Raw genomic sequence first — 26788 nt, forward strand, 5'->3', positions numbered from 1 at the left:
TGCCTAAAGCCTGTCAATCCAGCTCATACCATATATCTTCCGCCAAGCTCAATTCTAATTTCTGCCTATCACCTTCATATACGCTGAAACCATCTCCACTACGCCGTCCACGCCGAGCTTCGCCTCATCAAGGCATAGGTCATAATGTCCTGAATATCCCCAGTTCTCTCCTGCGTAATAGTCATGATAGCTTCTTCGCTTGGCATCAGTCTCCTCCACAAGACTCTTTGCCTTTGATTCTGATATGCCATGCTTGTCCATTATCCTCTTTATTCTGCTGTCTTTATCTCCGCACAGGAATATTCTCACTGCATCGTTCCTGTTCTTGAATGCAAAGTCCGAGGCTCTTCCCACTACAACGCCATCCTGTCCGTCAAGCAATCTCTCAAGTACCTCCTCCGGGGTCTTTCTTCTCTTCACGACAAAGTCATCTGACACCGACTGCATCATAGAATCTATAGCCTTCTCTCCAAAGAAAAACGGATATTTGTCATACACACCCTTCTCCTTTGCCAGCCTTATTATCTCTTTCTTTGTGTAACAGGCTATACCATATTTTGAGGCAAGTCTTGCTGCCACCTCATCGCCGTCACATCCACACTCTCTGCCTATTGTAATTATCATTCTGTGCACCTCCACTCGTCACTCTTATATAATAGAAATGTCTCATCTCTATAACTCATCAAACAATACACCACCATTATATTACAATATAGCTGCAGCTGCATCCTATAACTTGCAATATCTACCTCTTTAGAATCCCCGTTCCATACATACGAAATGCTTATCAAAAAGATCACACTCTCCAACCGTTTCAAAGCCAATCTTGGCGTATGTCGAAAGCGCCACCACATGTCCCTCTCTGACAAGTATATGAACGCCCTTCATGCCTCTGCTTTTCAGGACATCACAGGCATAGTTCATCATAGTCTTCGCAATTCCCTGTCCCTGCATATCCTTCCTGACGCACAGTCTTGAAAGTTCTCCCGATGGAGCCAGATCTGCTCTCCAGCACGTAAGTGCCTCAACAGCATCGTCGTGATCTATGGATATTGTGGCTACAATCTCTTCTTTGTCATTCTTCATAACAAACAGATCCTCGTTCTTCAGGTCAAATGCTATGGTATTCTCGTCAGGATAATTCTCGCTCCACTCACACGGTCCGCCTATCATGGCGTGATAGAGTGAGAGCAGTTCTTCTTTGTCTTTTGGTGTTGCATTTATTATCTTCATATGTCTGATCCTCTTTCTAAAAATGATTACAACAAATCAAGCAGTTCTTTATTGTATATACTATCATCCAGTTCTGGTTCATTCCAATCTGACGCACACATCTCTGAGAATCTTAGAACTGCATTAGCTATCTTAAAATCATCCTCATCTGTACTAAGCAATAGTTTTAACATCGTATATATTTTATTACAAACATCAATATTAATTGCTTTCATACAACTATCCGGTATACCTCTAAAATAGTCTTCCCCTTCGCATTCCCCCGCATGTACATCCTCTATCTTTCCATTTCTGTATACAGCCACACTTAATGCTTTTGCCAACCTTTTCAACACAATATCTCGTATAATTCCTTTTCTTTCAATAAATTTTATTTCTTCATCCGTTTTTAATTTCTTAATCTCGTTTACTACTTCTTTTTCATACAAACTGTATATAGTTTCAAATACCATTATCTTCATACCTCATTATTGTCAATCTATTGTTAATCATAAAGTAATCTATCACTTTCTTTTTAAACGTATCGATTTCGGTCCCTTTAAGATGAATAATATTTTTCTCACTCCACTATTCCCTCACCGTATCCTGTGAAAAAATACTCCTTAAGCAGAGTTATTATCACCTTCTGGCTCTCCCTGCTATGTGTGATTGCATAGTATCTTCTGCCAAACTTCGCTTTCCGCTCTTCCTCACGAATTCCAATCTCCGCCCCTTTTGAGGTAACCCGCTTCGTCTTGCTGCCATCATCCATGTCCAGTTCTTCAATGTAGCCATTTTGCTGTAGCAGACCATTGATAAATGCCGCTGTCAGCTTTTTCATGCCTGTGATTCCCTGTTTCTGATTCAGTTCATTTATACGATTCGCCAGCTCAGAAACAATACATTCATCGACGATCTCCACATCATCAAGCATGTTCGGATCAATATAGAACTCTTTCTTCCTGACTGTTTTCTCTTTTCTGCGCTGCTTTTCCGATTCCACACCTTGTGTCCCTAAGTCACCAGGATTGTCAGAATCCAAAGCTTCCGCTTTCATGCTCTCCACATATTCCGTATGTGCAAGGCAGAATTCGTCTATAATCTCTGCAAATGTCTCTCCATAACTCTCCGTCTTCTGCACTCCCATACCATATACGTTCTTCATATCCTCACTGTTTCTCGGCAACTTAATGCACATATCCTTGAGAGTCTTATCCGAACAAATGATAAATGGCGGCACATTCTGCTTCCTTGCGAGCTCCAGGCGTCCAGCCCGGAGAAGTTCAAACAGTTCCATTCCCTCATCTGTCAGATCAGCCATCACCGCCATCTTTTTCACAGCGCGTTTGTCTGTTATGTATGACTGCTCAGTCTCTTCCTCCGTCACAACACAATTACTGCATTTGTCACATGTGCAAGGGCTTTCATCTCCAAAATACCTCAGTATATACTGTCTCAGGCACTGATCCGTTTCACAATAACGTATCATTTGATTCAGCTTCCGCTGGTCATTTGCCCGCAGTTCATCATCGTCTATGCCTGCATTTGCAGAACTGACCTTATGTTCCAGCAAACGCTTGTTTATCATGATATCCTGCTTTGAGAAGAACAGTACGCACTCCGCTTCCTCACCATCACGTCCGGCTCTTCCAGCCTCCTGATAGTAATACTCAAGGCTCTGCGGCATATTATAATGAAGCACATACCTCACATTTGACTTATCAATACCCATGCCAAATGCATTTGTCGCCACCATCACACTGAGCCTGTCATATGTAAAATCCTCCTGACTCCTCTTGCGCTCCTCCATCGATAATCCGGCATGATACCGACCGGCAGATATTCCATGTGCCACCAGCAATTCGTGTACCTTCTCCACATTCTTCTTGGTAGCACAATATATGATCCCGCTCTCTCCCTCATGTCTCTTGACATAGTTCAATACACTGTTGTCCGTCTCACGTCCGCCTTTCCTGTTCACAACCTTGAAGAACAGATTCGGTCTGTCAAATCCTGTGACAATCGTGACAGGAGATTCAAGTCTAAGATTCTGGACGATATCCCGCCTTACTATATCTGTTGCTGTAGCGGTAAACGCACTCACAACAGGGCGCACTGGCAGCTTATCTATAAAATCCGCTATTTCCAGATAGCTTGGTCTGAAATCCTGTCCCCACTGGGATATGCAATGAGCCTCATCAACTGTCACCATTGCAAGACTTGCCTTGCCGGCAAAATCCAGAAACTGCGCAGTGCCAAGTCTCTCCGGGGTAACATACATGAGTGTATATCTGCCCTGTCCGGCATATTCCAAAGCTTTTCTGATCTGTCCTTCTGTCAATGTACTATTGATATACGCAGCGTGAACTCCCGCCTGGTTCAGTGCCTTAACCTGATCCACCATGAGTGATATGAGCGGTGAGATAACTATTGTCACTCCCCTACCGGCAGCTCCCATCAACAAAGCCGGCAACTGATAACAAAGCGACTTACCGGCTCCGGTTGGCATAATTCCAAGCACATCCCTTCCTGCAAGTATTCCATCTATAAGCTCCTGCTGTCCTGATCTCAGACTGTCATATCCAAAATAGTGTTTTAATGTCTCCTGTAAATCCAATCTATGTCCTTTCCGCAATATAACTGTTGACTTTTCCTGTAGCATGTTTTATTCTTATTCCATTAAGAAATGGGTTTTCTACTGAGTAATGTCATCTGACTGGAAAAGGCTACCCGTTTCTTTTTTTATATTCATAATATCGTATAAATATTTTTTTCCATCCTCGCTATGCCTTATAATCATTGCCACATGATAAACATTATATCTTATTACTTCTCTACGCTCACTGTACACAGGCAAAGCAAAGCGGGATTCATACCTATACCAACCATATTTTGCATCTTTTTCGTGCTTTTTCTTCGAATTTTCTGTATGCCGTTTTTCTGTTGCAATTTCAATAAGCTCTGGTATTCCCTGGGCGGCATTCGCTTTTGCCTTAGCATTTGCACCTTTCAATACTCTGGTATATTCTGAATGTGCATACTCATCCGGCAAATCAGCCCCTATATAAATCTCATCTTCCGTATCTGAAATCAAATAAAATTCTCCAACAAATCTTTTTAAATATGCTTCCACATCGTTCCACTTTATTGATTGCTTACCCATAAAAATAATATCATTGATAAACACAATATTATTCCCATCCACATCCTGTATAACGGCAACATTTCTCTGTGGTGTCCCGGTCGCTTTTCTCTCTGTCTTGTCAATAAGCTCCATATATCTGAGCATATGCTTTCTCACATAATTATCCGATCTGCGATAACACTCAATGAGATATTTCTCATCAGCACTATAATCGACGCTGCTGTTCTCAGCCCCGTCTTCTCCAAGAAGCTCTGCCAATGACATGTCAAGTGCCTTACAGATAACAACCAGCTTGTCCGCCTGTGGATTGATCTTCTTCTTTTTCCAGTCATTTATCGTGCTGGTTGAAATCCCCGTTCGCCTCGAAAGCTCTGACTGGCTCATACTCAGTTCGTCAAGCCTTGCAAATATCTTCTCATATACCTTCAAAATATGTCCCCCTGCTTCTTCCGACTTTTCGGACATTGTATCATATATTCACCCTTGCTGCAATATCTAAGGTTTGATTTTCACTATCTCTGTGATATACTGATCTCAGTAAAAGAGTGATTGTACAAAGGCGCACAAGCTCCCCACGGAGCAGTACGCCTTTTTTATGTCTTTTAGGAATTACAAATATGTATGTAGCAAATGAAAGGGATTACAGATATGAAACTTGAAAATTATGAAGTACATCTGCCTAGCTACTCGATAGGCAGCACTATCTACAGCAAGATCGGACCTGTATGTGAATCTTACGGTCGCACCGTGCTGGTAATCGGCGGGGAAAAAGCTCTAGCTGCCGCCTACCAAAAGATAGCTGCGGCTGTCGCCAAGACAAAACTTACTATAATTGGAAAGGAACTGTTCGGAGCAGACTGTACCTACGACAATGTGGAGCGTCTTCGCGCACTCCCTGTCTATCAGCAGGCCGACATGGTATTTGGAGTCGGTGGCGGCAAGGCACTGGACACAGTCAAATGCCTGTGCATAACTGACGACAAACCCGTATTTACATTTCCAACCATCGCATCCAACTGCTCTGCCTGTACATCGGTATCCATCATGTACAATCCGGATGGCACATTTTTGAAGCCGCACTTCTTTATAAGACCGGCCATGCATGCGTTCATAGACACCGAGATAATCGCCAAGGCGCCAAGCTGCTATATGTGGGCCGGCATAGGTGACACCTATGCGAAATACTACGAATCGACCATATCCTCCAGGGATGAACGCCTGGAACATTTCACATCGATTGGAGTTGCCGTAAGCCGTATGTGCCGGGATCCACTACTGTCCTACGGGCCCAAAGCATTTGCCGATCATCAGAAAGGGCTGTGCACGTATGACGTTGAACAGGTCATCCTCTCCATAGTGGTGACCACCGGCATTGCCTCTATCTTCCTCACAAAGGACTGCACCCCGGACTACAACAGCGGTCTGGCCCACGCCATATTCTATGCGCTGACCAATTACCCTGTCATAGAGAAAAATCATCTTCACGGTGAAGTTGTAGGATTTGGCGTCCTGATCGCACTTATTGTTGATGGACAAATGGATGAATTCGAGAAAGTATACGAGCTCAACAAAGCCATACATCTCCCGGTATGCCTGAATGACATAGAGATCACGGAAGAAGAGTGGGAAGAAACCATGAATCGCATACCGGATATGTCCGATGTGGCACATTATCCATACAAGGTGACAAGAGATATGCTGGTCAAGGCTATGAACGAACTTGATATGAGGAACAAAGAATAAGCTGATATTCAATGACAGGAGAATCACATAATGGAGAAATCAACGCAGTCGAAAAGTAAATATTCCATAATATTAGGAGTTGCCTTTGTGTGGTTCACCACCCACTTTGGCGGCGGCTTCGCATCAGGCGCCCAGATATACAGCTACTATGTACGCTATGGAGTCTGGTGTCTCATCACGCCAGCCATCGCCATGATCTACAATGCGGTATTCTTCGCATACTGCCTGTATTTTGCAAGAAAACACGAAGTCTATGACTACCGTTCATACAACAATGCCCTCTATGGCAGATTTGCCCCTGTATTCTCAAATCTCTTCGAAGTGCTGTACATCTGTGTCATGTGTGTCGCGCCTGCAGTGGCATTTGCTACAGGCGGCGCGACCTTGAGCACTCTGACAGGTCTGCCATATCTTGTCTGTACACTCGTCATAGGCGTATTTATATTCATAGTTGCCATATTCGGAACTGACCTGGTGCGCAGAGTTGCATCCGTTTTATCCATATGCATCATCGTCGGACTGCTCATCGTGTACATTCCGAATATCATCGCGAGCTCACATGAGATCAGCCAGACCGCATCGACCATGAACTCCGACGCATTTCCTCTTGGCAAGGCACTTTACTCCGCATTCCTGTACGGGACTTTCCAGCTTGCAAATGTAGCTGTATTCGTGCAGCATGCCAGATCATTTGACAAACCGAAGGACGCGGTAAAAAGCGTGGGAATAGGATGCGTGATAAATATAATCATGATGACCGTTGTCGTTCTTGGAATAATGACTGTGGCATCAAATCCTGACATGGCAAAACAGAGTGTGCCTACTCTGTTCATGGTTCAAAGCGGCGTGGGCAGTCGATTCCTGACACCGCTCATCTCCGTTCTTATAATACTAGGTGCCGTGTCCACTGCGGTGAATATGGTAGCCGCAATGGTCGCAAGAATTTGCAATAAAAAACCTGCTAAACCTGCCATCAGTCCTGCTGCAGGCTCAGCCCGAATAACCCGCAAAGAGATCATAGCTGCGCTGATCTGCTGCCTTGCCGACTTTGGAATTGCGCAGTTCGGCCTGCTGACACTCATCCAGAAGGCTTACAGTTTCCTAGCCTATCTGGCAATTCCTGTTATTCTGATTCCTTATGTAGTCAGGATGATATGGGAAAGGACTAAGAAATAGCCTCCAGAAAAAGCATTGCCTCAATCGCCGGTGTCTTTGAAGCATATTCGGCATTTTCTATGCCATTGGTAAGCAACAGTCGTTCCCATAGTTTAGGATAATTTGCTAAATCAAATGTATTGTCATCCAGTATCACGTATTCATCTATCTCAGGATGCTCCGCCAGATAGCTCTGGATACCCTCTCCTCTGCCAACCCAGACATCGGTTGTCTTTCCAGACAGGCTTAGTCCAAATTTGCCCAGCATAGATACAAGATATGAGAAGTCATCCCCGTCTTCTCTCATAAGCTTCCAATCAGAAGTCAGAACGATTGCTGCATCGCCAAACTGTTTTAACGCCTTTTTCAGCAGCCTCACTCTGGACTCATCGATCCCTGTTCTCCCACTGGGCGCCCCCACAACTGTCGTCCGGGTATTCAATACACCATCTATGTCCAGAAACAATGCAAAACTCATATGGCTTCTCCTTTCTTGTGAATGCCGGCACATATATAATGCGCTGGCATTTACCATTTATAAATCTCTCTTATCAAGATCAACTTATATCATATACACTTCTAAGCCTCAGCTTATCCACACTTCCACTTATAACCTTTACAGTCTTTGAATCTGCATTCAGGTCAAAATAATTATCCGACAGGATCAGATCCTCATTCTGGTTCAGGATCTCCACACTCTTCGCATAAGCATCCGCACTGACTGTGATATAGTCGCCATCCACTGTCGCCTGCAAATGAGGCTCCTCGTAGCAGAAATACTTCGGATATGAGAATATGACAGTCCCCTCTGATATTACCTGTCCTTTCATGCTTGCCTGATAGCTCACATACTGATGGTAAATGTCGATACCAGGAAGTTCAACCTTGTCAAGCCATACGCTCGTCAGCGCTGGCGCAGTGATCTCCTCCTCGTGGGATTCAAGAACACGAGCTGATGCATCCCTCAACTGCCAGGACACAAGTATTTTCTCTGTGTTCATGGTTTCATTTGCCACACAGAGGCGTATGGACTTCGGGAATTCAAATGGGAGTCTCACCAGCTCCTGTCCGCTTCCAAGCATGCCCTCCTCTTCACAGGAGATCATGATCGGAGCAAAGAAACGTCTTGCATAGTAGTGAAGTGCCTTTAAGCGCTGGCAGTAATCCACACTGGACCAGGATGCAACCGGCCAGCAGTCGTTGAACTGCCAGTACACTGCTCCCATGCACCTGTCATCATTTCTGTTTCTTCGAAAATGCTCGACGCCATACCTGATAGCATCCGCCTGCAGAAGCTGCGATGCGTAGATAACCGTCTCGAAATCAGATGGATATCTATATGTCTGTTGCATATAATTCATTATCTTTCCATTTGCCGAGCCATTTCTCTGATGCCGCTCCATAATGTATGAAAAGATATTCATATCACGCTCATCATCCGTAAATGTCTCAACAGTCTTCTTTGAAGGAAATGACTGGAAACCGAATTCGGAAAGATATCTGAAGCAAAACTTTCTGTACTCAGAAAATGGCTTATCACCATGCCACACAGCCCAATAATGCACATCTCCGCGGTTCTCGTCTCTCGGATCATCAAATGAACCACCTGAGGACGGGCTCGCTGGCCAATAAAATACCTGTGGAGCATACTGCTTCATGATCTGCGGGAGAATTCGCTCGTACATAATAATATAGTCCCGAACCTCGCTGTCCTTGCTCACCCATTTTCTCTCCTTAACAAACTGCTCCATCTCATTATTTCCACACATAAGTCCGAGTGACGCATGATGACGGATCCTCTTTAAGTTGTCAATAAATTCCGCGGTGATATTTGCCTCAAATTCTGGTGTGAGATCGTAGACAGCACACGCAAACATGAAATCCTGCCACACCACAAGTCCCATCTCATCACACATATCATAGAACCAATCGTCAGGATAATATCCACCGCCCCACACTCTTATAGAATTGAAGTTCGCAAATACCGCCTTCTCAAGCAGAGTCCTTGTAGTCTCAGGTGTCACACGTCCAAGAAGATGATCCTCCGGAATGTAATCGGCACCCATGGCAAATATATTTACGTCGTTTACGCAGGTGGCAAAGCTCTCACCCCATTTGTCCTTTGTGCGGTCCATGGTTATTGTCCGCAGGCCGATCTTTCTCGTCCAGTTGTCAACCACCGTACCATCATCTTTCACAAGGTCAACGGAAACAGTGTAAAGGTTCTGCTCACCATACCCACGAGGCCACCAGAGCTGTGGGTTGTCTATATGTATATTCTTCGTGATATCTTCATTTAATATTCTATTTATAATTTCGTTTCCAACCGGATCTACTACTCTAACGTTTGCACTCAGCTGTCCCGTCTCTGATCCAGAACCAATATACTTCCGGGCAAATTCTATCTCCGGCTTTATATCAAGTTCCACTGAGTCCTGATCATGATGCTGCAGGATTTCAACAGAATCTATCCGTGCGGTATCAATTCCAAGCAAGCTGACCGGCCGCCATATTCCTGCATCTGGAAGGTGAGCGCCCCAGTCCCAGCCAAACATGCAGTGAGCTTTTCTGATATGTACAAATCCGTTCATGGCATCCTCGGTTCCCCGTGTTGGAGCCTTCGCAAATGCATCTGCGATGAACTTTGTCGGCGAATAAAAATATACACTTAATATATTATCCGACTGCTTCAGGGTATCCTTTACCGAATACTCCCATGTCCTGTGCATATTGTCGGCGTGTCCAAGCTTCACACCATTTAGCGTGATATCCGCAATGGTGTCCAGCCCTTCAAACCGAAGGATAACCTCATCCGATCCCAGCAGCTCATCATCACACGAAAAGCTGGTGCGGTACTCATAATCGTAATCCATCAGCTTCAGTGCTTCTATCTCATTGTCCTTCTAGAATGGATCTTCCATCTTGCCCGCCTGCAGCAGATCCCCATACACCGATCCCGGCACTGTCGCAATGATCCAATCGTCATCGCCTACGCGATGCATTTCCCAACTGTTGTTTACATCAATTTTTTTCATTTTTTCTCCACGGGGACGTTCCTACTACAGCATCTTCTCTGTCCACTCTTTTTCTTTAAATCCAGTCAGCATGAAACCTTCAGCAACGACAAGCGGTCTCTTCACCAACATGCCATTTGTCGCAAGAAGCTGCAACTGCTCATCCTCGCTCATGTCCGGAAGCTTGTCCTTCAGTTTCATCTCCTTATACAGCATGCCGCTCGTATTGAAGAATCTCTTGAGCGGAAGTCCACTCCTACCATACCATTTCTTAAGCTCATCATATGTAGGATTATCATCCACAATGTGGCGCTCCGTGTATTCGATCTTATTCTCGTCCAGCCATTTCTTTGCCTTCTGGCAGGTTGAACACTTTGGGTAACATATAAATTCCATGATTATCCTCCTTTTCTATTTAGCTTATTGATGCAAGCCTCAATTTCATCATATCAAGTTACTTAGTGATTTTCTCTCCAATATTTCTGACAAATGTCACACATCCCCATGTCATTTACTCTAAGTGGGAAAAAATACTTCTTTATGTTTCTTGAAAATACAGTGTTATATTCTCCATTGCCATCTCTCGAAGTAATCTTTTCTGGCATATCAGGGTTATAACCCATTGTGCCACAGCAAATGCAGGTATTCATCCATTTTGTCATCTTAGGGTATTGTTTCAGGTAGTTTAGGGCTTCGGTTTTTCTGTCCATGGAGTCTCCTTATCTTCTTTATCCTTTTTAGGCAATGCTAAATACTGCATTGGCTATATTACAGCCTCATTTTCTTTGTGCTCATTTACAGAAATATTTCCTGTCAAGTCCTCACCAATCTTGTAAGTGGATAACTTATCGATTGCCATTTGAACCTGAAACTCATTTAATTCGATCTCAACATCGTAAATATTTCCGCTTCTTGGCAGTCTGACATGAATAACTGCAAAATGCTGATACTCCTCCGTATTATAAATTCCCTCCTCGTACTTCTTAAGGCGTACTATTTTTCTTGATATTCCCTCGACCAACCGATAATCTATTGCATATATTTTTTTCTCTGTGAACCCGTGTAAATGTGTAGTTTCAAATGCTAATGCATTTGTTTTATAGAAAAGCATCTGACTTTTTAAATATGACGCTTCAAGCTCTTCATAATCAATATCACCCTTCAACCACTTCCGTACCGGCATTCCTATATACAGTGAAAACTCCAGCCAAAACAGGAATCCGAACAGGCAAAGTCCTATAATAGCCATATAATAACGCCCTAAAGGAATAAGGCACAAGGTACAAAACATTAGAAACAATGGCAATATCATTTTGACAAGATATTCCCGTCTTTGAAATCTTTTTAATAAATCCATTTCCATGCTTTGATATTTAGGTTTCTCAAAATGGTGCTCATTGAGATAGATCACATATTTCTCATGCCACTCAGAGCTTTCAAAATAGCTGCCATCCATATATTGCACTTTCGTCTCCTGGGCTTTCATATCTGCTTTGCTTTCCTTGCAATAGGCATAGATTAAATATACAATGATCATCGGACAAGCAATACATGCCGCATATTTTCCAGCCATATCTCCTCTGACAAAAAACAGGAGCGGTCCTATAAGCACTATAGAAGCAATATACACAACCAATGATTTCTTGGTCATGGCAAACGGAAATTTGTCATTTCTCCCCATATAATTCTATTTCCTCCAACTACAAACTCATTTCCAACAAAGAGTCCATCTGTTCGCAGACAACCAAATATCACCGATACTATTCCAACAGACAATCGCTGCATCTACAAATTTTTGCCCCTTCTTTAATTTCTTTATTCTATAAACATTTTTTCCTGCCAAAAACACAGTTACATAATCTTCAAAAAAGCCCTCTAGTCCACTTAAACTAGGACTTTACGCGACAGTAAGCAGACCATTTCTGTGTGTTCCGTCCACGGAAATAAATCCACAAGCGCGATTTTCTCCACTTGATACATCCGCTTGCGTCTCGGTGTGCCACAGGTACAGGTTGTAACGTATCTCTCATTTTCAGAGGGACTCTTCTTCATGACAAAAGCTACGTCACCACAATATTCTTTATTTAACAAAATAATATCTTTATTTACGAAAATCATAATTAAGATATTTGTTTAGTATTGATAACCCACTTTGAAAAATCTCCAAACATTTATTTTTTTCATCAACATTAAAACTAGGATGATATTCTTCATTTTTTAGAAGTTTCAAATTACTTCCATAGAATAACTTATTATAAATATCAACAATTTCTTCATCATTATAATCTCCTACAAATTCTTCATTTAGTGATTTTGATAAATCACTAAATAAATGCCATGTATCTATTAAACTTTGACAATTTTGCGATATTTCTACATTATCTATTAACTCGGTAATTTTAGATAGATAAAAGACTGTTATTCCTTTTTCAAAAATAATATGTTCCTTATCCGCAAATATATTTGCTTCTTCGACACTAGAAAAAACTAACAGCCGTTGATTAAAAAGCAAGAAACCATCTTCATCGTTGCTATACCATATAAAAAAATAAGTTAATCCATTATAAATAATTTTTGTCAAATAATATTTCGTCATAACTTTGTTCCTAATTATTCCAAATCTTCTTTTGTTGGTAGTCTGCGGATTTCTCTTCCATCTGTGCATTTGCGCGGAACATCCGATATTCCGGCGGACAAGTTTTCAAATACTCGGATTGACAAATCATCTAATTCTGTTATAAAATGTATCTAGAAAATGAGTTTTACAACCGTACAGTTTTTACTCAAGCGGCTCACTCGTTTCTTTTTTTATTCATTTTCTTTATGCTCGTTTACAGAAAGATTTCCTATCAAATCTTCACCAATTTTGCAAGTGGATAACTTATCAATTGCCATTTGAACCTGAAACTCATTTAGTTCGATCTCAACATCGTAAATGTTTCCGCTTCTTGGCAGTCTGACATGAATAACTGCAAAATGCTGATACTCCTCCGTATTATAAATTCCATCCTCATACTTCTTAAGACGTACTATTTTTCTTGATATTCCTTCCACCAACCGATAATCTATTGCATATATTTTTTTCTCTGTAAATCCATGTAAATGTGTAGTTCCAAATGCTAATGCATTTGTTTTATAGAAAAGCATCTTACTTTTTAAATATGACGCTTCAAGCTCCTCATAATCAATATCGCCCTTCAACCACTTCCGTACCGGCATTCCTATATACAGTGAAAACTCTAGCCAAAAAAAGAATCCGAATAGGCAAAATCCTATGATGGCCATATAATAACGCCCTAAAGGAATAAGACACAAGGTACAAAACATCAGGAACAATGGCAATATCATATTAACAAGATATTCCCGTCTTTGAAATCTTTTTAATAAATCCAGTTTCATGCTTTGATATTTAGGTTTCTCAAAAGGGTGCTCATTGAGATAGGCTACATATTTCTCATGCCACTCAGGGCTTTCAAAATAACTGCCATTCATATATTGTGCTTTCATCTCACGAGCTTTCGTATCTGCTTTACTTTCCTTGCAATACGCATAGAGCAAATATGCAATGAGCATCGGACAAACAATGCATGCCGCACATTTTCCAACCATATCTCCTATGACCAAAAACAGAAATAGTCCCAGAAGAACTGTAAAAACAATATACACAACCAATGATTTCTTTGTCATAGCGAATGGAAATTTGTCATTTTTTCTCATATAATTCTATTTTCTCCAACTACGAACTCATTTCACAACAATGGGTACAACTATTCGCGTACACATTATCCGTCAGAACCACCTAAATACCGCATAAACTCAAGGTTTCTTGCTTAGCAAGCAGACGGTCTTCACATGAAAAGACAGCACTCTATGAATTACCGATTTGTGTCTGGAAGTTACTCATCCGAACCCATCCACATCATCACTGGTTTCATGCTACTTCTTCGCATTCTCTTCCAATTCCAACATGTACTTATCAAAATCAGACATGAACAGCCTATCCTGAATAACACGATATTTTTCAAATTCAGTTTCAGCTTTTGCCTTGGCAATCTCAGCAGTGATTTTGCCTGCATCCTGAAGAACATCTCTGTCGTCGGCCGTCAAGAATAAATCCAAACGCTTTGCCCAATCCTCCATCGTCATTGGAATATGACGTTCCGCCCGATCCTCTGCCAAATCCAGATAAGCAGATACAATACGCTCTAATGAACGCATTTCCTTCTCTGAAAGATAATTCTTCGCAACACTCACATCACTTTTTACAATCTTGCCTTCCGGCGCTGCTGCCCAAGTAGTTAATCCCATGTGTGGCTTATCTGCATCAGCCCGCTCATAAATCAACTCTGCTGCTGTATGTCCGTGAACTGCATAATGCATCTTGTTTTGAACCTTTGCAAAGAACTGCTTTGTTGTTTTTGCTGTTCGGTCATAATCAAGAGCTGTAGCATAGATGTCCGTTATTTTCTGATAAAATCTCCGCTCAGAGAGACGGATCTCACGAATCTGCTCAAGCAGGCGGTCAAAGTATTCTACTGTAAGCACAGAGCCACCATTTTTCAGACGTTCGTCATCCATGACCCAGCCTTTAATAGTGTAGTCTTTCACGATACCATTGGCCCACTTGCGGAACTGCACCGCTCGCTCATTATTAACCTTGAATCCGACCGCAATAATCATTTGAAGATTATAATGCTTTGTATCACGAGTCACCTGACGGGAACCTTCCGTTTGAACTATCCGGGAATTCCGGATAGTTGAATCTTCCTCAAGCTCTGAGTCGGAATAAATCTTCTTAATATGCTCATTGATTGTACGAACATCCACATCATACAATGTGGCCATCATCTTCTGTGTCAGCCATATATTCTCATCCTCATAGCGCATCTCAATACTGTCCTGCTGACCACCGATAGAGGCAACATAGGTTAAATATTCTGCTGCACTGGAACGGATGGTTATTTCATCCTTTTTCTTTTTCAAATAAGAGGTCTCCTTTTGCAAATACTTATTTATTTCTCCAATATTTCTGGCAAATGGCGCACATCCCCATGTCATTTACTCTCAGTGGAGAAAAATACTTCTTTATGTTTCTTGAAAATACAGTATTATATTCCCCATTGCCATCTCTCGAAGTAATCTTGTCTGGCATATCCGGGTTATAACCCATTGAGCCACAGCAAATGCATATATTCATCCATTTCGCCATCTTGGGGTATTGTTTCAGGTAGTTTAGGACTTCGGTTTTTCTGTCCACTTGGTCTCATTAGTAATCTTTCTTCATATTCTCATCAACTATAATCCAACGTCCGCTTTCCTTCTATTGCTCCATGCCTCGTGGTTGTTGCAATTTTTGCAACAACCACTTTTTCATCTGATTCACCATTGCGTACTGCATGGTAGTGTCAATTTGGGAGTGACCAAGTATTTTCTGCAAGTTCAAAGTATCAGGCGCACATTAACACGGTACTAGATGCACCTACCCCCTTGTGACTTCATCTTTAAAGACATCTTAATTATAGTACATGCGGAAACAATTCTAAGATAGTTCATCCATCATAATTATGTCAACAGTGTTGACACTTTTCATTATCCTTATAATGCTAAATAAGACTACATGCCTTTTTATATCCACTATAGGGTGTTGTCAATACATTCAAACGTAAACAAAAGATGTATTATTATATTTTACTTTATCCCACCATGTTAAACCAATTTACCAAACGTCATTCTCGGAGTATCTTTTCCACATAATTTATTAACACAAAAATTTACAATCCGACTTATCGAAAACAATTTTTAAAACGTTCAAGTATGTTTGTATAATAATCTCTTTCACCTATAAAATGCATATATGGAATTGATTGAATCCATACACTCTATGATTAATAATCTACATATTTAATTTACAGCATCAAAATATCCAATGATTCCTATATATCCGTCTTTCTTCATAGGAGACCACAATGTATGCAGTTTCAGACTATACATCTGGCTATCATTTTCCACCTTCGCTTTTATCTGCACAGAGTATTGATATCCAAAAGTGTTAAATTTTGAATCATCTACAATGAGTATTTTTTGTTTCTTGTCCTTCTTATTTCTCTTTAGTGATTATTGATCAATAAATTGGGCTTCCTCCCTCCCAAGTTTTATATTTCTTATGGTTTTCTTCAGCAACTTCATATCAACTGGTTTTGAAATATGAGCATTCATTCCAGCAGCGAGAGAGTGCTGCATATCCTCTGAAAATGCATTGGCAGTCATGGCAATAATCGGGATCGTCTTTGCCTGTTCATGTGAACTTCTACGGATTGCCTCCGTTGCCTCATAACCATTCATAACAGGCATTTGTACATCCATCAAGATCATATCATACTCACCGGGCACGGACTGTTCAAATGCTTCCAAAATCCTTTTGCCATTTTCACAAATAGTACACTCTGCACCTTCAAGCTTTAATAATTCCATTAGGATTTCTGCATTCAACTCATTATCCTCTGCACAAAGGATGCGCATTCCATCCAGAATATCACTATCTGTCTCATGCATTTCTATCTGTTCTGTCGAAGAAACTACTCTGTTCTCCACAATTTTTAGATTTAAGATTACTTCAAAACTACTTCCGCGATTTGGTTCGCTTTCAACCTCAATCGTTCCCCCCATCGATTCAACCAGATTTTTAGTGATTGCCATTCCCAGTCCAGTTCCCTGTATTTTGTTTGTTACGGAACTTTCTGCACGAGTAAACGCGTCAAAGATAGTTTCTTTAAAATCAGCAGACATTCCCATACCATTGTCACTGACTATAAAATGATATTTTCCATATGTAGAAGAGTTTGTCTCACTTTCTTCTGCTATAAACTGGATTATTCCACCTTCCTGTGTGTACTTTATTGCATTAGACAACAGATTACTGAAAATCTGCATCAGATGAACCTTGTCGCCATTTACCCACTCATGTTTAAGGTTTTCTTTTGTGATTATAAAACTCTGATTTTTTTCGTTTGCCTGTGAATGAAATATTGTATTGAGTTCTTCTATAGCATCCAGAATAGAAAAATCAGAATATTTGAAAACTGTTTTTCCAGCTTCAATCTTGCTCATATCCAAAACATCATTAATAATTCCTAATAGATGCTGAGAAGAAATAGCTATTTTATCTGCATACTCTATAACTTTTTCTTTGTCGCCGGCATTATGTCTGATTAATGATATAATACCAATGATTGCGTTCATAGGTGTGCGAATATCATGCGACATATTGGATAAAAAATCTGTTTTTGCCTTATTTGCATTTTCAGCGGTTTGTAGAGCCTCAATAGCAATGTTCTTAGCCTTTTTCAGATTTTTATTAGCTTCTTCCATTTCGCTTATAGCCATTGCCTGAAGCTCATTGTTTCTTTTTTCAAATTTAACTTTTTGATTTGCAATACTGAATCTGGAAACACTGTAGAATAATCCAGCAAAAAGCAAGAGTATAAATCCTGTCATGAGCATTGTAGTAAGCCCAATCGTTTTCTGGTATTCTTTCAACACATTATCTACTGTCGCTTTTTTTACAATACAAATCAACATCGTATTGTTGCTTTCTATCGGACAATATCCCAAATAATAAGGCTCATCTTTCCCCATAAGTTCTACTCCCTTTTTTCCCCCCGCAATCTTTTTATTCAGAGAATCAAACTCTTTTTCTGTTATAGCATGATCACTTTTCAAATGTTTCAGTAATGAATAATTTCGAAAAAAAATGTCATCCTTCTGGTTCGTATAAGTAATATTTCCATCATCATCCAACATGAAGAGATATGCACTTCCATCATATCCTCCAAGATTTAACATGGAGTCTAATTTCGAATGATCATACACTGTTCCAATCGCTGTATAAGTTTCCCCATTAATCATATATTCCTGACATGGAATTGCTACCAAATAACCGTCTTTTTTCACTTGTTCAAATTCCAAAGCGACCAATTTTCCAATATTAGATCCGTTTCTCAAATCCAGCAAAAGCTTACTAGGCATATCAACTTTCAGTTTTGTTCCATCTGAGGTTATAGCTTTTCCATTTTCCTGTAGAAATAAAAGTGTACTCTCAGATTCTTTTTCCCATGCATTAAAAAAGATTCGGTTATTTTCTGTTTCAAGGGATATTTTCTTCTCTTTACACAGATAGCCCTCAACAAAATGTAACTGTCTATAGTATCCACTCACTTGCATATCATAGGTCTGTTGAATCTGTTCGACAACAGCTTCCATACTGATTTCTCCATTTACCTCAATATATGTATTCATCCTATTCAACAGAAACTTTACAAAAACAAAACTTGAAAGAATGAAAATTATGACAAACAATGGCATTATTATTTTTTTTCTCTTAATTATCTCTTGTTCTATTTGCACTTTATTTTTCAACCTCTATATAGTCTTCTGGTGCTGACGGTTGCTGCCCATTTGACATGGCCGCAATCCATGCACTAGATAATGTTGTATCCCCTATTTGCTCAACAGCACATTTTGGATTAATTTTTTTCAAAATAGATTTTGTCGTATCTGTAAGAAGAATGGAATACTCGTTTTCAAAATTCACTGTACTTTTTTCTTTTGAATCTTTACTATTCATTTCACTACGAAAAGCATTATAAGCCTGCATTTCATCCATTTTTCCTGATAATAATCCGTGAACAGCTTCAAGACTGGCATCGAATGATTTTTGAGCAGAATATCGGATATAAATAGAAGTATCTTTAATTTCTTCTTCCAAGCCTGGTACATTCTGCATCATTGATGAAACATCTGTGTTAAGCGAAATCACACCACTTCCATCTGCAATCAGTTTTTGTCCCTGTTCCGAAATCATACAATCCAACACATCTAATGCTGTATCCAGTTTTTCCTGGTTTTTTTCCAATTCTTTATTGAATGCAATATTTAAGGATGGGAACATATACACAAAAGAACTATCTGAAGTCTGTGAAAAATAAGGAATACGAATTAGTTCCGCATCCATCTGATCTTGTAATTTTTGCATATCTGTAGGCTGTCCATGAAACATTGCTGATTTTCCTTCAACAAACATCTGAGTTCCTGTATTAATATTAACATTAATATCCTCTTTACTAAAATGCGAATCTTTAAGGAACTGACTTGTTTCCGAAAAAATTCTTTTCCATAGTACGTCGTCAAATTTTATTTCACCAGCTGAAGTTTCGGCTTTGTTTCGCCAGTCAATACCATCCAAACTTGTAAATTCACCAATCGCTGCCGCCTGAATTATTTCTTGATTTGACCAGTCTTCTGCAAGGTCCATCGAGTAAGGTTTTATACCCTTATCATAAAATTGCTGGCAAACCTGTACGTATTCTTCATAATTTTCCGGAACTTTGATTCCATACTGATCAAACAGTGTCTTGTTGGCAATAATCGTCTGCGGAATTGCACAGATTGGCAACCACTGAATTTCATCATCTGTATCTTTATAATATTCCACTGCATAGGAATAGTACTTAGAAACCACATCATAAGAAGCAAAATCCATTAGATATGGCTGTAAATCCTGCGCATCCGTTCCAGAGAATCGACGTACTGTCATGATGTCCGGCAACTCACCATGCTCTTTAAAATAGCTATATAAATCAGTGTCATTATTTCCAATAATAAATTCAATATCCTGATCTGGAAACTGCTCATGGATATAAGGAGCAATATTTTTCATTAAACGATTTTCCCACAGATACACGGTAAGGTGATCGTTTTTTTTAGATTGTCCATATCCAGCCAAAATACCAGTTACTAAAAGTACACCAGACACCAATGCGGCCAGATAACATTTTGTTTTTTGCATACGTCAAATTCCTTATTCTTTCGATTAAAACACATTTCAATATTTTCGTTTTACAAGCCCTTTAGCTTTGTGTCACAGATTTTCATCTGCTTTGTCTCAATTCTTTTTATTATAGCATTTTATTTTTTCACGTCCATATTTTTCACGTTAATGTAAAAAAATGAAACACTTACATATATACAGAAACAAAGAAATTAATCAAGAAATATGGAACCCGAGATCCATTTGAGATCATGGATCAGATGAACATTGTTGTCGGGGAAACTTCCAGATATAAGACACTGAAAGGATATTGTTTTATGAGCTGCAAGACGATACACTCTACAATATGACAGATAATACAAAATACCAGGCCAATCTGTTTGCTGCCGATCTGCTGATTGAAGATGAGGAAATCGAAGATATGGTTCAGAACGAGGCCAGGCTTATCATATGCCGATGGAGATTCAGAGCAATTTCCTGGCGAAATAAAGTAAATAAAGATCCTGTTCTATATATCATAGTATGAACAGGATCTTTTTATAATGATTTATTTTCTATCTAAAATTTTATTAAACCGACTAAAGACTCCATAGTTTGTGTGTTTGACTTACTGTTTATATCTATCTTTTTTAGACATAAACCAATAAAATATAACACAAAATGCTAAAGCAAACACAACACCAAAAACATTTTGAATCACTCTAAGACTAACCGCTCCTTGTAGTCCATAAGTCTCTGCAGCAATGGCTAAAGCACCAAATGTGTTAAATACTGCCTGCCAGCCATATTGTGCTGAAAATCCTACACCGATTCCACCAAGAATTCCTATATATGCATATATTGACGAAGGAAGCAGAAAATATAATACTGTAAAACATATAACACCTGCAATATTTCCGACAATCCTTTTACGGACTCTGTAGTGCATATCTTCCATAAACGGCAAAATCACGGACATGGCCGCAATACCAGCCCACATTGCACGTGGCATATTACAAAGTTCTGCAATGCAAATGACAATCGGTACGCATAAAATCTGACATATCTGCCATTTTGTTCTGGAAGAAGTGATATCAAATTCTTGTACCAGATCTTTCAGATTTCTTTTATAAGTTCTGTTTTTATGATTTCGATAAAATACGAAGCAGGTAAGTGCTGCACCTAAAGCCATTCCGACTAATCGCATCTGATAGCTTTTTCCCGTAACATCATAACCATATAACAGCAGATACCCAAGAACCAATGTAGATTGATTAAACATGAATGGATTATGGCATCCGAACAGAATCAACACAGCCAGTGCCGCAATATTTAACAGCATTCCCGATACCGGTGAAAACTGATTTGCTAAATGCGGACATACAGTCATAATTACAAAGAACAAAGCCAAAAGCATCGTAGATTGTCCGATGCGGATCCCCAGATCCGCATTTCTAAACACCATGAGACATAATAAGACTACTACACCTACAATGCTGTTCTCATTTCCAAATAGGATGCTGAAAATACTAACAAAGGAAAAACAAAATGCCATTGTAACAGCTATCTTCACCAGATATACCCACATATGATATAATTTTTCTTTTAGTGTTTCACTCTTTTTCAACAGGTTTTTAGAACCTGCCTGATTTAACTGCAACTCCTGATAAAATGTCATATAAATTCTCCCATCTTCTAATTTATCTTAAAACTATATAATCTCATCTTTCTGCTTTGGCAGCTCTATAACAAATCTGCATCCACCATATTCACGGTTTTCTGCTTTGATTGTTCCTCCGGCACTATCTACAATCCGTTTTACAAGTGCAAGACCTAGACCATTTCCTTCTGCTTTATGAGATCCATCTACCTGATAGAACTTGTCAAATATTCTGGATTTTACATCATCCTCTATTCCTGGTCCTTCATCTTCCAGAATGAACTTAACAGAATCCTGTTCTTGTTTCAGAAACATCATAATTGTCCCCTTTGAAGGGCTGAACTTAATCGCATTATCCAAAAGATTTAACCAGATATGCATAAAAAGTCCTTCATTCCCAGTATATTTAACTTCCTCCAATTCTACCTGAAAACCAATTTCTTTTTCTGTCCATTTTGTTTCCAATGAAAGAAATGCCTGGCGGATCTGTTCATCCAGACGATATTCTGTTTTTTTCATTGGTATATTCTGATTCTCTAACTTGGATAACAGCAAAATATTACCAACCAATCCGGAAAGTCTTTGGGTGTTAAATAAGATTTTTTCTACATATTCCTCTTGATCCGGAGACAGTTCTTCTCCCTGAAGCAGCATTGTATATCCTTCAATGGCATTAATCGGGGTCTTAAACTCATGAGAAACATTAGATACAAAATCCATCTGCAACACCTCTGTTGCACGAAGTTCTTTTGTCATAACGTTAAAACTTTGATAAGATTCTCCAACTTCTGCTATACGGCTGTTCGTTTCCAAATGCTGTTCAAAATCTCCCTGAGAAACTTCCTTCATTGCTTTACTAAGTCTGGTAATTGGTTCCAGTAACTTTGCATTAATAAAGGAAGTGATCAGCCCTGCAATCAATGTATTGAAAATCAAAAGCCAGCCAAGCACAGGTATGCTGCCCGGCAGATTAAAAAAATGATTCAAAAAAGCAAATAATAAAGCAGATATGACTGTTGAAAATACAAGTGCCAGCCAGATTGCACCAGTCAGACAGGATCGGATCCGCAATCCTTTTTCTTTCTTTTGTTCCATTATTTTTTCACCACCTTGTATCCAATTCCACGCATTGTTACGATTTCAAAATCAGGGTTATCTTTAAAACGCTCTCTGATTCTTCCTATATGTACCTCTATCGTATGTGGGTCTGCCTCCGTCTCGTATCCCCATACTTCATCCATCAACTGTTGTTTTGTAAATGTTCTGCCTGGCGAAGCTGCAAGCTTATATAAAAGCAGGAATTCTTTTTTAGGCAAAACAAGACTTTCCTTATCAGTTGTAACCGTCATTGCATCATAATCAAACTCTGTTGAACCGATCACAATTTTGTGTTCATTCAGTATCTGTGCACGGCGAAGCAGTGCTCCGACTCTTAAAACCATTTCATTCACATTTACCGGTTTTACCATATAATCGTCACTTCCCGAAAGAAAACCCTGGCGCATATCATCAAAGGAACCTTTCGCAGTGATCATAAGTACCGGTATCTGATATCCTGCTGAACGGAGTTCCGACACCAGTTCATAGCCATCCATAACCGGCATCATAATATCGGAAATGATCAGATCAATATACTCTTTATCCAATATTTCTAATGCCAGTGCTCCATCCGATGCACTTTTGACCTGATATCCATTCTTCTCAAGCACTTTTTGGAATAGCTGGCTTAATTCTTTATCATCTTCTACAATTAATATTTGAAACACGATCTTCTTCCTCCTTTATCAGAACAGGATTCTATTTCTGTTTTTCGCATAATCGGCAGACCCAAATGGATTCCTATTATTTGCAACTGAATTTGTCATGATAGAAAAATCTGAAACGTTCTCTGCAATCTCCTCCCATGTATTATACATCATATCATTACAGATAATATATGGCGTGTGGATCTTCACACGATTTTTTGCATTTTTCATCAATTCTCCCAACTGATACCACACTACTGGTTCTTTGGAACCTGTGTGAATAGGATTTGACACTAATGTAATCTTTTCTGTCTCAAAAGTTTCGTCCGTATAATCGGTCTCGCAGATTCTTTCCTTATACAATACAAAGTCAATCTCAATTTAACCTCAACAAAATTTATTTTTCATCCAGTAATCAGATCTACGCTGACAGTCACAATCGCCTTTCCTGTCTGGAACGACTCCTGCGTCAATTCATCGACCATTGTTCTGTCCTCCCGATATTATTTTCTCTATGCTTCCTGTCCTGTGTGGGTGGTCTTACCCACGGAATACCATTTTTGCTATACATCAGGTATCCTCCTTCTTTTTTATTTGAACTTCTGGACAATTTGTCCAAAAGCTGCTTTCTTGTTCTTTGTCCAGGAAAGGACAAAAAAAGAGCATTCATGCTTTTACACATAAATGCTCTGACGCTGTTTTATTATAAAATTGTCTTAGCTGTTGTTCCCTACAAACTGGAATTTAACAATAACTATGTGTGTTGGTTTCTATCATGTAGTTCAAACCTATAACTAATAACCTAAAACCCTAATACACTCCTCATCGATATCTGCATGATTTGTAAATGGCATATCTTCATATACCATTTCTCTTAAAAATCCTAAAATATTACATCTAATCTCATATATTTCTTTGGAAAGCTCATACAGTTTTTCATATGAAATTGTGTCACTTTCCACATATTGTTCTAACTCAAGTTTGCATTCTTTTATTGTTTTTTTGTTAGCTCCACTAGAAAATTTAGTATTAAAAATCCCATTTGGACAGTATTGTCGGACAACATCATCCATCTGATCAAGTCTTACACAATAGTTAAGTGTACATTTTAGATCTTCTTCGATTTTATTATTTAACTCATCGATTATTTCATCATACTTATTTTTTACAAGCGTCATATTTTTTTCTAATACAGCCATTAGCTCTAGCATATTTGCTATATCATTATTATCATTTATATGTTGTATTTGGTTTAATTGCGAAACAATATCTTGACCAAAGCATGCATAATATCTTATTATTTCAAACTTAAAAGTTGAACTTAAACAATCTGTTTTAGAACTGATACAATTATTTACCGGAATATGGATTGTCACAGAATCTTGTTTCGATAAATCACGATTTTCAACTTCTCTTAGAGGTGCAGTCCAAAATATAATTTCTTTTTTTATATCTACCAAAAACAAAAAAGTAACATCTTTCTTTTGTCTCCAATAGTTTATGGTTTGCGTCTTTATTGAATAGGTAAATTCTGTTTTACCTGCGTTCATCTTAATTTCGCTATCATCAGTTCCTTTACATTGGGCATTAAAATTATATTTTGTTGGATGGCAGTTCTCTATAATTGTTCCTATAAAATCAATTCCCAAATCCTGACTTGTATCAATTTCTTGAAACACACTAAACTTCTGCATTACTGCTTGAAGTTCCGAAGCAGCTCTATTACCCACTGATTGATTTAATGTGAATGTTGGTAATTTTTCTTTCATACTATTCCTCCACAAATCCCGATTCGTTAAACTGTTTCATTGATTATATCAAAGAATCATGCTTGCAACAATCCCCTTAAAACGAGAGGCAGGCATGTCCTCCTGTCGCCCTTAATACTCTGATGTTTCATTGCATAGTATAATTCGACATTACCCCATCGACAACCTTGCCGAGCAATGTCTCCTTCTGTTCCTCGCTCATACCCGGATTCTGTTGTTCAGACCGCTTGCACGCATCTGCAATGGCAGTAATCAGATCTACGCTGACAGTCACAATCGCCTTTCCTGTCTGGAACGACTCCTGCGTCAATTCATCGGCCATTGTTCTGTCCTCCCTATATTATTTTCTCTATGCTGCCTGTCCTGTGTGGGTGGTCTTACCCACGGAATACCATTTTTGCTATACATCAGGTATCCTCCTTCTTTTTTATTTGAACTTCTGGACAATTTGTCCAAAAGCTGCTTTCTTGTTCTTTGTCCAGGAAAGGACAAAAAAAGAGCATTCATGCTTTTACACATAAATGCTCTGACGCTGTTTTATTATAAAATTGTCTTAGCTGTTGTTCCCTACAAACTTGAATTGTATATTAATTTTTCTTATTTAGTCTAATATGGAAATCGTTGGCTTTAGAACATTCTTCATATGTAAGATTAGTTTCATTCATTAAAAACTCAACAGCTTCATCCTTTGTATTATAATTAGATTTTTCTTTCATATATCTTAACAAATTGGTCATATATATTCTTCCGTACTTCTTCTGACAAACCGGCGTATTTTGTATCCAACACCTTTTTTACGGCTTCGTACTTCCTATTTTTATCTTCTATATCCGGACCACGGTCATAATTAAACCACACATCATAAAAAATGTGTTTCATATCGTTACTTAAAGCTTGTAACACTCGAAACCCTTTCATTGAAAACTTTCCTTCTTTTATACCATTCTCCACACAGGGCTGTCTCGCCCAATCCATCATAAACCAATTCTCCATTGGCATATTTACACCATATCCGGAATCTGACAAAAAGTCATTTATCTCATTCCAATTTATCTGTAACGGCAAATCGTTTTCTTTCGCAAATAAATAGTCATCACGCTGTAATTCCTGTTTTTTTCGCTTTCTTGTATTTCTTTCATAAACAATCCAGTATATTACCATTGCTGCTATAATACACACGCTAAATATCTTTGTAATCATGGTATTTCCTTTATAAATAATCAAGTATACTACGGTTACTACCGCAATACTTATGCTGAGTACCTTTATAATCAAACCATTCATTGCGTATCTTCCTATCACTAAAAATTGGAAATTAACAAGTCGACAAATACCGATTGAGATTTCACCTATTCTAAGGAATTTAATAACTGTTATATTTTGTTACTAAATTTCTCACGAGCCATTGAAAACACTAAGTTTGTGGTAGGTGAACTTTCCCTTAGACTTTCCCTTGTGTTATATCTTCCCACAGGTTTTTACGAACTCTGATAAGGGAAAAAGTAAGGGAAAGAAAATCTTATAAAACAGTATAACACAA

At 39.2% G+C, this 26788-nt stretch carries 22 protein-coding genes and 2 pseudogenes; 2 read left to right on the forward strand and 22 right to left on the reverse strand.

The window, feature by feature from the left end:
- Window positions 1-54 precede the first annotated feature (54 nt).
- The 5 genes from DXB91_RS04075 to DXB91_RS04095 form a co-directional block, all read right to left on the reverse strand.
- Window positions 55-624, reverse strand: a complete 570-nt coding sequence (locus DXB91_RS04075; protein WP_118016897.1) for a cytidylate kinase-like family protein — start codon at window positions 622-624, stop codon at window positions 55-57.
- 129 nt (window positions 625-753) lie between these two features.
- On the reverse strand, window positions 754-1233 hold the full coding sequence (locus DXB91_RS04080) for a GNAT family N-acetyltransferase (protein ID WP_004851846.1): 480 nt from the start codon (window positions 1231-1233) through the stop codon (window positions 754-756).
- A 26-nt stretch (window positions 1234-1259) separates the two neighbouring features.
- Window positions 1260-1694 (reverse strand): hypothetical protein, encoded by a 435-nt coding sequence (locus DXB91_RS04085; protein WP_133300880.1) that lies wholly within the window; start codon window positions 1692-1694, stop codon window positions 1260-1262.
- A 98-nt stretch (window positions 1695-1792) separates the two neighbouring features.
- On the reverse strand, window positions 1793-3829 hold the full coding sequence (locus DXB91_RS04090) for a RecQ family ATP-dependent DNA helicase (protein ID WP_118016898.1): 2037 nt from the start codon (window positions 3827-3829) through the stop codon (window positions 1793-1795).
- A 78-nt stretch (window positions 3830-3907) separates the two neighbouring features.
- Window positions 3908-4786, reverse strand: coding sequence for a helix-turn-helix domain-containing protein (locus DXB91_RS04095; protein ID WP_243003511.1), 879 nt, complete (start codon window positions 4784-4786; stop codon window positions 3908-3910).
- Between the two features lie 219 nt (window positions 4787-5005).
- Between DXB91_RS04095 and DXB91_RS04100 the strand changes: the two genes are divergently transcribed.
- Complete coding sequence (locus tag DXB91_RS04100; RefSeq protein WP_118016900.1) at window positions 5006-6100, forward strand: iron-containing alcohol dehydrogenase family protein; 1095 nt, start codon at window positions 5006-5008, stop codon at window positions 6098-6100.
- A gap of 30 nt (window positions 6101-6130) precedes the next feature.
- Entirely contained in the window at window positions 6131-7276 is a 1146-nt protein-coding gene (locus DXB91_RS04105; RefSeq protein WP_118016901.1) for a YkvI family membrane protein, read from the forward strand.
- On the opposite strand, the gene DXB91_RS04110 is transcribed toward DXB91_RS04105, so the two are convergent.
- The 17 genes and pseudogenes from DXB91_RS04110 to DXB91_RS04210 all read right to left on the reverse strand — a co-directional run bounded on the left by DXB91_RS04110 (window position 7266) and on the right by DXB91_RS04210 (window position 26532).
- On the reverse strand, window positions 7266-7733 hold the full coding sequence (locus DXB91_RS04110) for an HAD domain-containing protein (RefSeq protein ID WP_118016902.1): 468 nt from the start codon (window positions 7731-7733) through the stop codon (window positions 7266-7268). The two genes, DXB91_RS04105 and DXB91_RS04110, sit on opposite strands and share 11 nt — an antisense overlap.
- Window positions 7734-7812: 79 nt before the next feature.
- A pseudogene (locus DXB91_RS04115) lies at window positions 7813-10290 on the reverse strand (beta-mannosidase).
- Between the two features lie 24 nt (window positions 10291-10314).
- Window positions 10315-10665: an arsenate reductase family protein gene (locus DXB91_RS04120; RefSeq protein WP_015534671.1), complete on the reverse strand. Its 351-nt coding sequence runs from the start codon at window positions 10663-10665 to the stop codon at window positions 10315-10317.
- Window positions 10666-10727: 62 nt separating this feature from the next.
- The gene (locus DXB91_RS04125) at window positions 10728-10979 is read right to left on the reverse strand and encodes a hypothetical protein (protein ID WP_015534670.1); all 252 of its coding nucleotides are present in this window, start codon (window positions 10977-10979) and stop codon (window positions 10728-10730) included.
- Between the two features lie 53 nt (window positions 10980-11032).
- On the reverse strand, window positions 11033-11950 hold the full coding sequence (locus tag DXB91_RS04130) for a hypothetical protein (RefSeq protein WP_118016903.1): 918 nt from the start codon (window positions 11948-11950) through the stop codon (window positions 11033-11035).
- A gap of 420 nt (window positions 11951-12370) precedes the next feature.
- A complete protein-coding gene (locus tag DXB91_RS04135) occupies window positions 12371-12865 on the reverse strand; it encodes a hypothetical protein (protein ID WP_021984481.1) in 495 nt (164 codons plus the stop codon).
- A gap of 212 nt (window positions 12866-13077) precedes the next feature.
- Window positions 13078-13986, reverse strand: a complete 909-nt coding sequence (locus DXB91_RS04140) for a hypothetical protein (protein WP_055280245.1) — start codon at window positions 13984-13986, stop codon at window positions 13078-13080.
- Window positions 13987-14205: 219 nt separating this feature from the next.
- Window positions 14206-15252, reverse strand: a complete 1047-nt coding sequence (locus DXB91_RS04145) for a virulence RhuM family protein (protein ID WP_118016904.1) — start codon at window positions 15250-15252, stop codon at window positions 14206-14208.
- Window positions 15253-16383: 1131 nt separating this feature from the next.
- A complete protein-coding gene (locus DXB91_RS04155; protein WP_199413790.1) occupies window positions 16384-18528 on the reverse strand; it encodes an ATP-binding protein in 2145 nt (714 codons plus the stop codon).
- A gap of 145 nt (window positions 18529-18673) precedes the next feature.
- Window positions 18674-20113 carry an ABC transporter substrate-binding protein gene (locus tag DXB91_RS04160; protein ID WP_118016906.1) on the reverse strand — a complete coding sequence of 480 codons (1440 nt, stop codon included), beginning with the start codon at window positions 20111-20113 and terminating at the stop codon, window positions 18674-18676.
- Window positions 20114-20702: 589 nt separating this feature from the next.
- Entirely contained in the window at window positions 20703-21752 is a 1050-nt protein-coding gene (locus tag DXB91_RS04170; protein ID WP_118016907.1) for an FUSC family protein, read from the reverse strand.
- Window positions 21753-21785: 33 nt separating this feature from the next.
- Window positions 21786-22829: a HAMP domain-containing sensor histidine kinase gene (locus tag DXB91_RS04175; protein WP_117550266.1), complete on the reverse strand. Its 1044-nt coding sequence runs from the start codon at window positions 22827-22829 to the stop codon at window positions 21786-21788.
- Entirely contained in the window at window positions 22829-23500 is a 672-nt protein-coding gene (locus DXB91_RS04180; RefSeq protein ID WP_004851516.1) for a response regulator transcription factor, read from the reverse strand. The genes DXB91_RS04175 and DXB91_RS04180 overlap by 1 nt, the downstream gene beginning before the upstream one ends.
- Window positions 23501-23524: 24 nt before the next feature.
- Window positions 23525-23836: pseudogene (locus DXB91_RS04185) on the reverse strand (phospholipase D family protein); the annotation flags it as partial.
- Between the two features lie 437 nt (window positions 23837-24273).
- Window positions 24274-25248, reverse strand: coding sequence for a DUF4365 domain-containing protein (locus DXB91_RS04195; protein ID WP_118016908.1), 975 nt, complete (start codon window positions 25246-25248; stop codon window positions 24274-24276).
- 127 nt (window positions 25249-25375) lie between these two features.
- Window positions 25376-25570 (reverse strand): hypothetical protein, encoded by a 195-nt coding sequence (locus DXB91_RS04200; RefSeq protein ID WP_243003512.1) that lies wholly within the window; start codon window positions 25568-25570, stop codon window positions 25376-25378.
- A 377-nt stretch (window positions 25571-25947) separates the two neighbouring features.
- Window positions 25948-26532 carry a hypothetical protein gene (locus DXB91_RS04210; protein ID WP_118016909.1) on the reverse strand — a complete coding sequence of 195 codons (585 nt, stop codon included), beginning with the start codon at window positions 26530-26532 and terminating at the stop codon, window positions 25948-25950.
- Window positions 26533-26788 lie beyond the last annotated feature (256 nt).

The organism is Coprococcus sp. OM06-34AC, from assembly GCF_003462545.1.
Classification (GTDB): domain Bacteria; phylum Bacillota; class Clostridia; order Lachnospirales; family Lachnospiraceae; genus Coprococcus; species Coprococcus aceti.

Excerpts from the sequence above, each read along its gene's own strand:
- DXB91_RS04125 (WP_015534670.1), bottom strand. The coding sequence starts at position 10,979 with ATGGACAGAAAAACCGAAGCCCTAAACTACCTGAAACAATACCCTAAG.
- DXB91_RS04170 (WP_118016907.1), bottom strand. The coding sequence starts at position 21,752 with ATGACATTTTATCAGGAGTTGCAGTTAAATCAGGCAGGTTCTAAAAAC.
- DXB91_RS04140 (WP_055280245.1), bottom strand. The coding sequence starts at position 13,986 with ATGAGAAAAAATGACAAATTTCCATTCGCTATGACAAAGAAATCATTG.
- DXB91_RS04210 (WP_118016909.1), bottom strand. The coding sequence starts at position 26,532 with ATGAATGGTTTGATTATAAAGGTACTCAGCATAAGTATTGCGGTAGTA.
- DXB91_RS04200 (WP_243003512.1), bottom strand. The coding sequence starts at position 25,570 with ATGGCCGATGAATTGACGCAGGAGTCGTTCCAGACAGGAAAGGCGATT.
- DXB91_RS04080 (WP_004851846.1), bottom strand. The coding sequence starts at position 1,233 with ATGAAGATAATAAATGCAACACCAAAAGACAAAGAAGAACTGCTCTCA.
- DXB91_RS04135 (WP_021984481.1), bottom strand. The coding sequence starts at position 12,865 with ATGACGAAATATTATTTGACAAAAATTATTTATAATGGATTAACTTAT.
- DXB91_RS04130 (WP_118016903.1), bottom strand. The coding sequence starts at position 11,950 with ATGGGGAGAAATGACAAATTTCCGTTTGCCATGACCAAGAAATCATTG.
- DXB91_RS04075 (WP_118016897.1), bottom strand. The coding sequence starts at position 624 with ATGATAATTACAATAGGCAGAGAGTGTGGATGTGACGGCGATGAGGTG.
- DXB91_RS04160 (WP_118016906.1), bottom strand. The coding sequence starts at position 20,113 with ATGCAAAAAACAAAATGTTATCTGGCCGCATTGGTGTCTGGTGTACTT.
- DXB91_RS04195 (WP_118016908.1), bottom strand. The coding sequence starts at position 25,248 with ATGAAAGAAAAATTACCAACATTCACATTAAATCAATCAGTGGGTAAT.
- DXB91_RS04105 (WP_118016901.1), top strand. The coding sequence starts at position 6,131 with ATGGAGAAATCAACGCAGTCGAAAAGTAAATATTCCATAATATTAGGA.
- DXB91_RS04110 (WP_118016902.1), bottom strand. The coding sequence starts at position 7,733 with ATGAGTTTTGCATTGTTTCTGGACATAGATGGTGTATTGAATACCCGG.
- DXB91_RS04120 (WP_015534671.1), bottom strand. The coding sequence starts at position 10,665 with ATGGAATTTATATGTTACCCAAAGTGTTCAACCTGCCAGAAGGCAAAG.
- DXB91_RS04155 (WP_199413790.1), bottom strand. The coding sequence starts at position 18,528 with ATGGAAGCTGTTGTCGAACAGATTCAACAGACCTATGATATGCAAGTG.
- DXB91_RS04175 (WP_117550266.1), bottom strand. The coding sequence starts at position 22,829 with ATGGAACAAAAGAAAGAAAAAGGATTGCGGATCCGATCCTGTCTGACT.
- DXB91_RS04085 (WP_133300880.1), bottom strand. The coding sequence starts at position 1,694 with ATGAAGATAATGGTATTTGAAACTATATACAGTTTGTATGAAAAAGAA.
- DXB91_RS04100 (WP_118016900.1), top strand. The coding sequence starts at position 5,006 with ATGAAACTTGAAAATTATGAAGTACATCTGCCTAGCTACTCGATAGGC.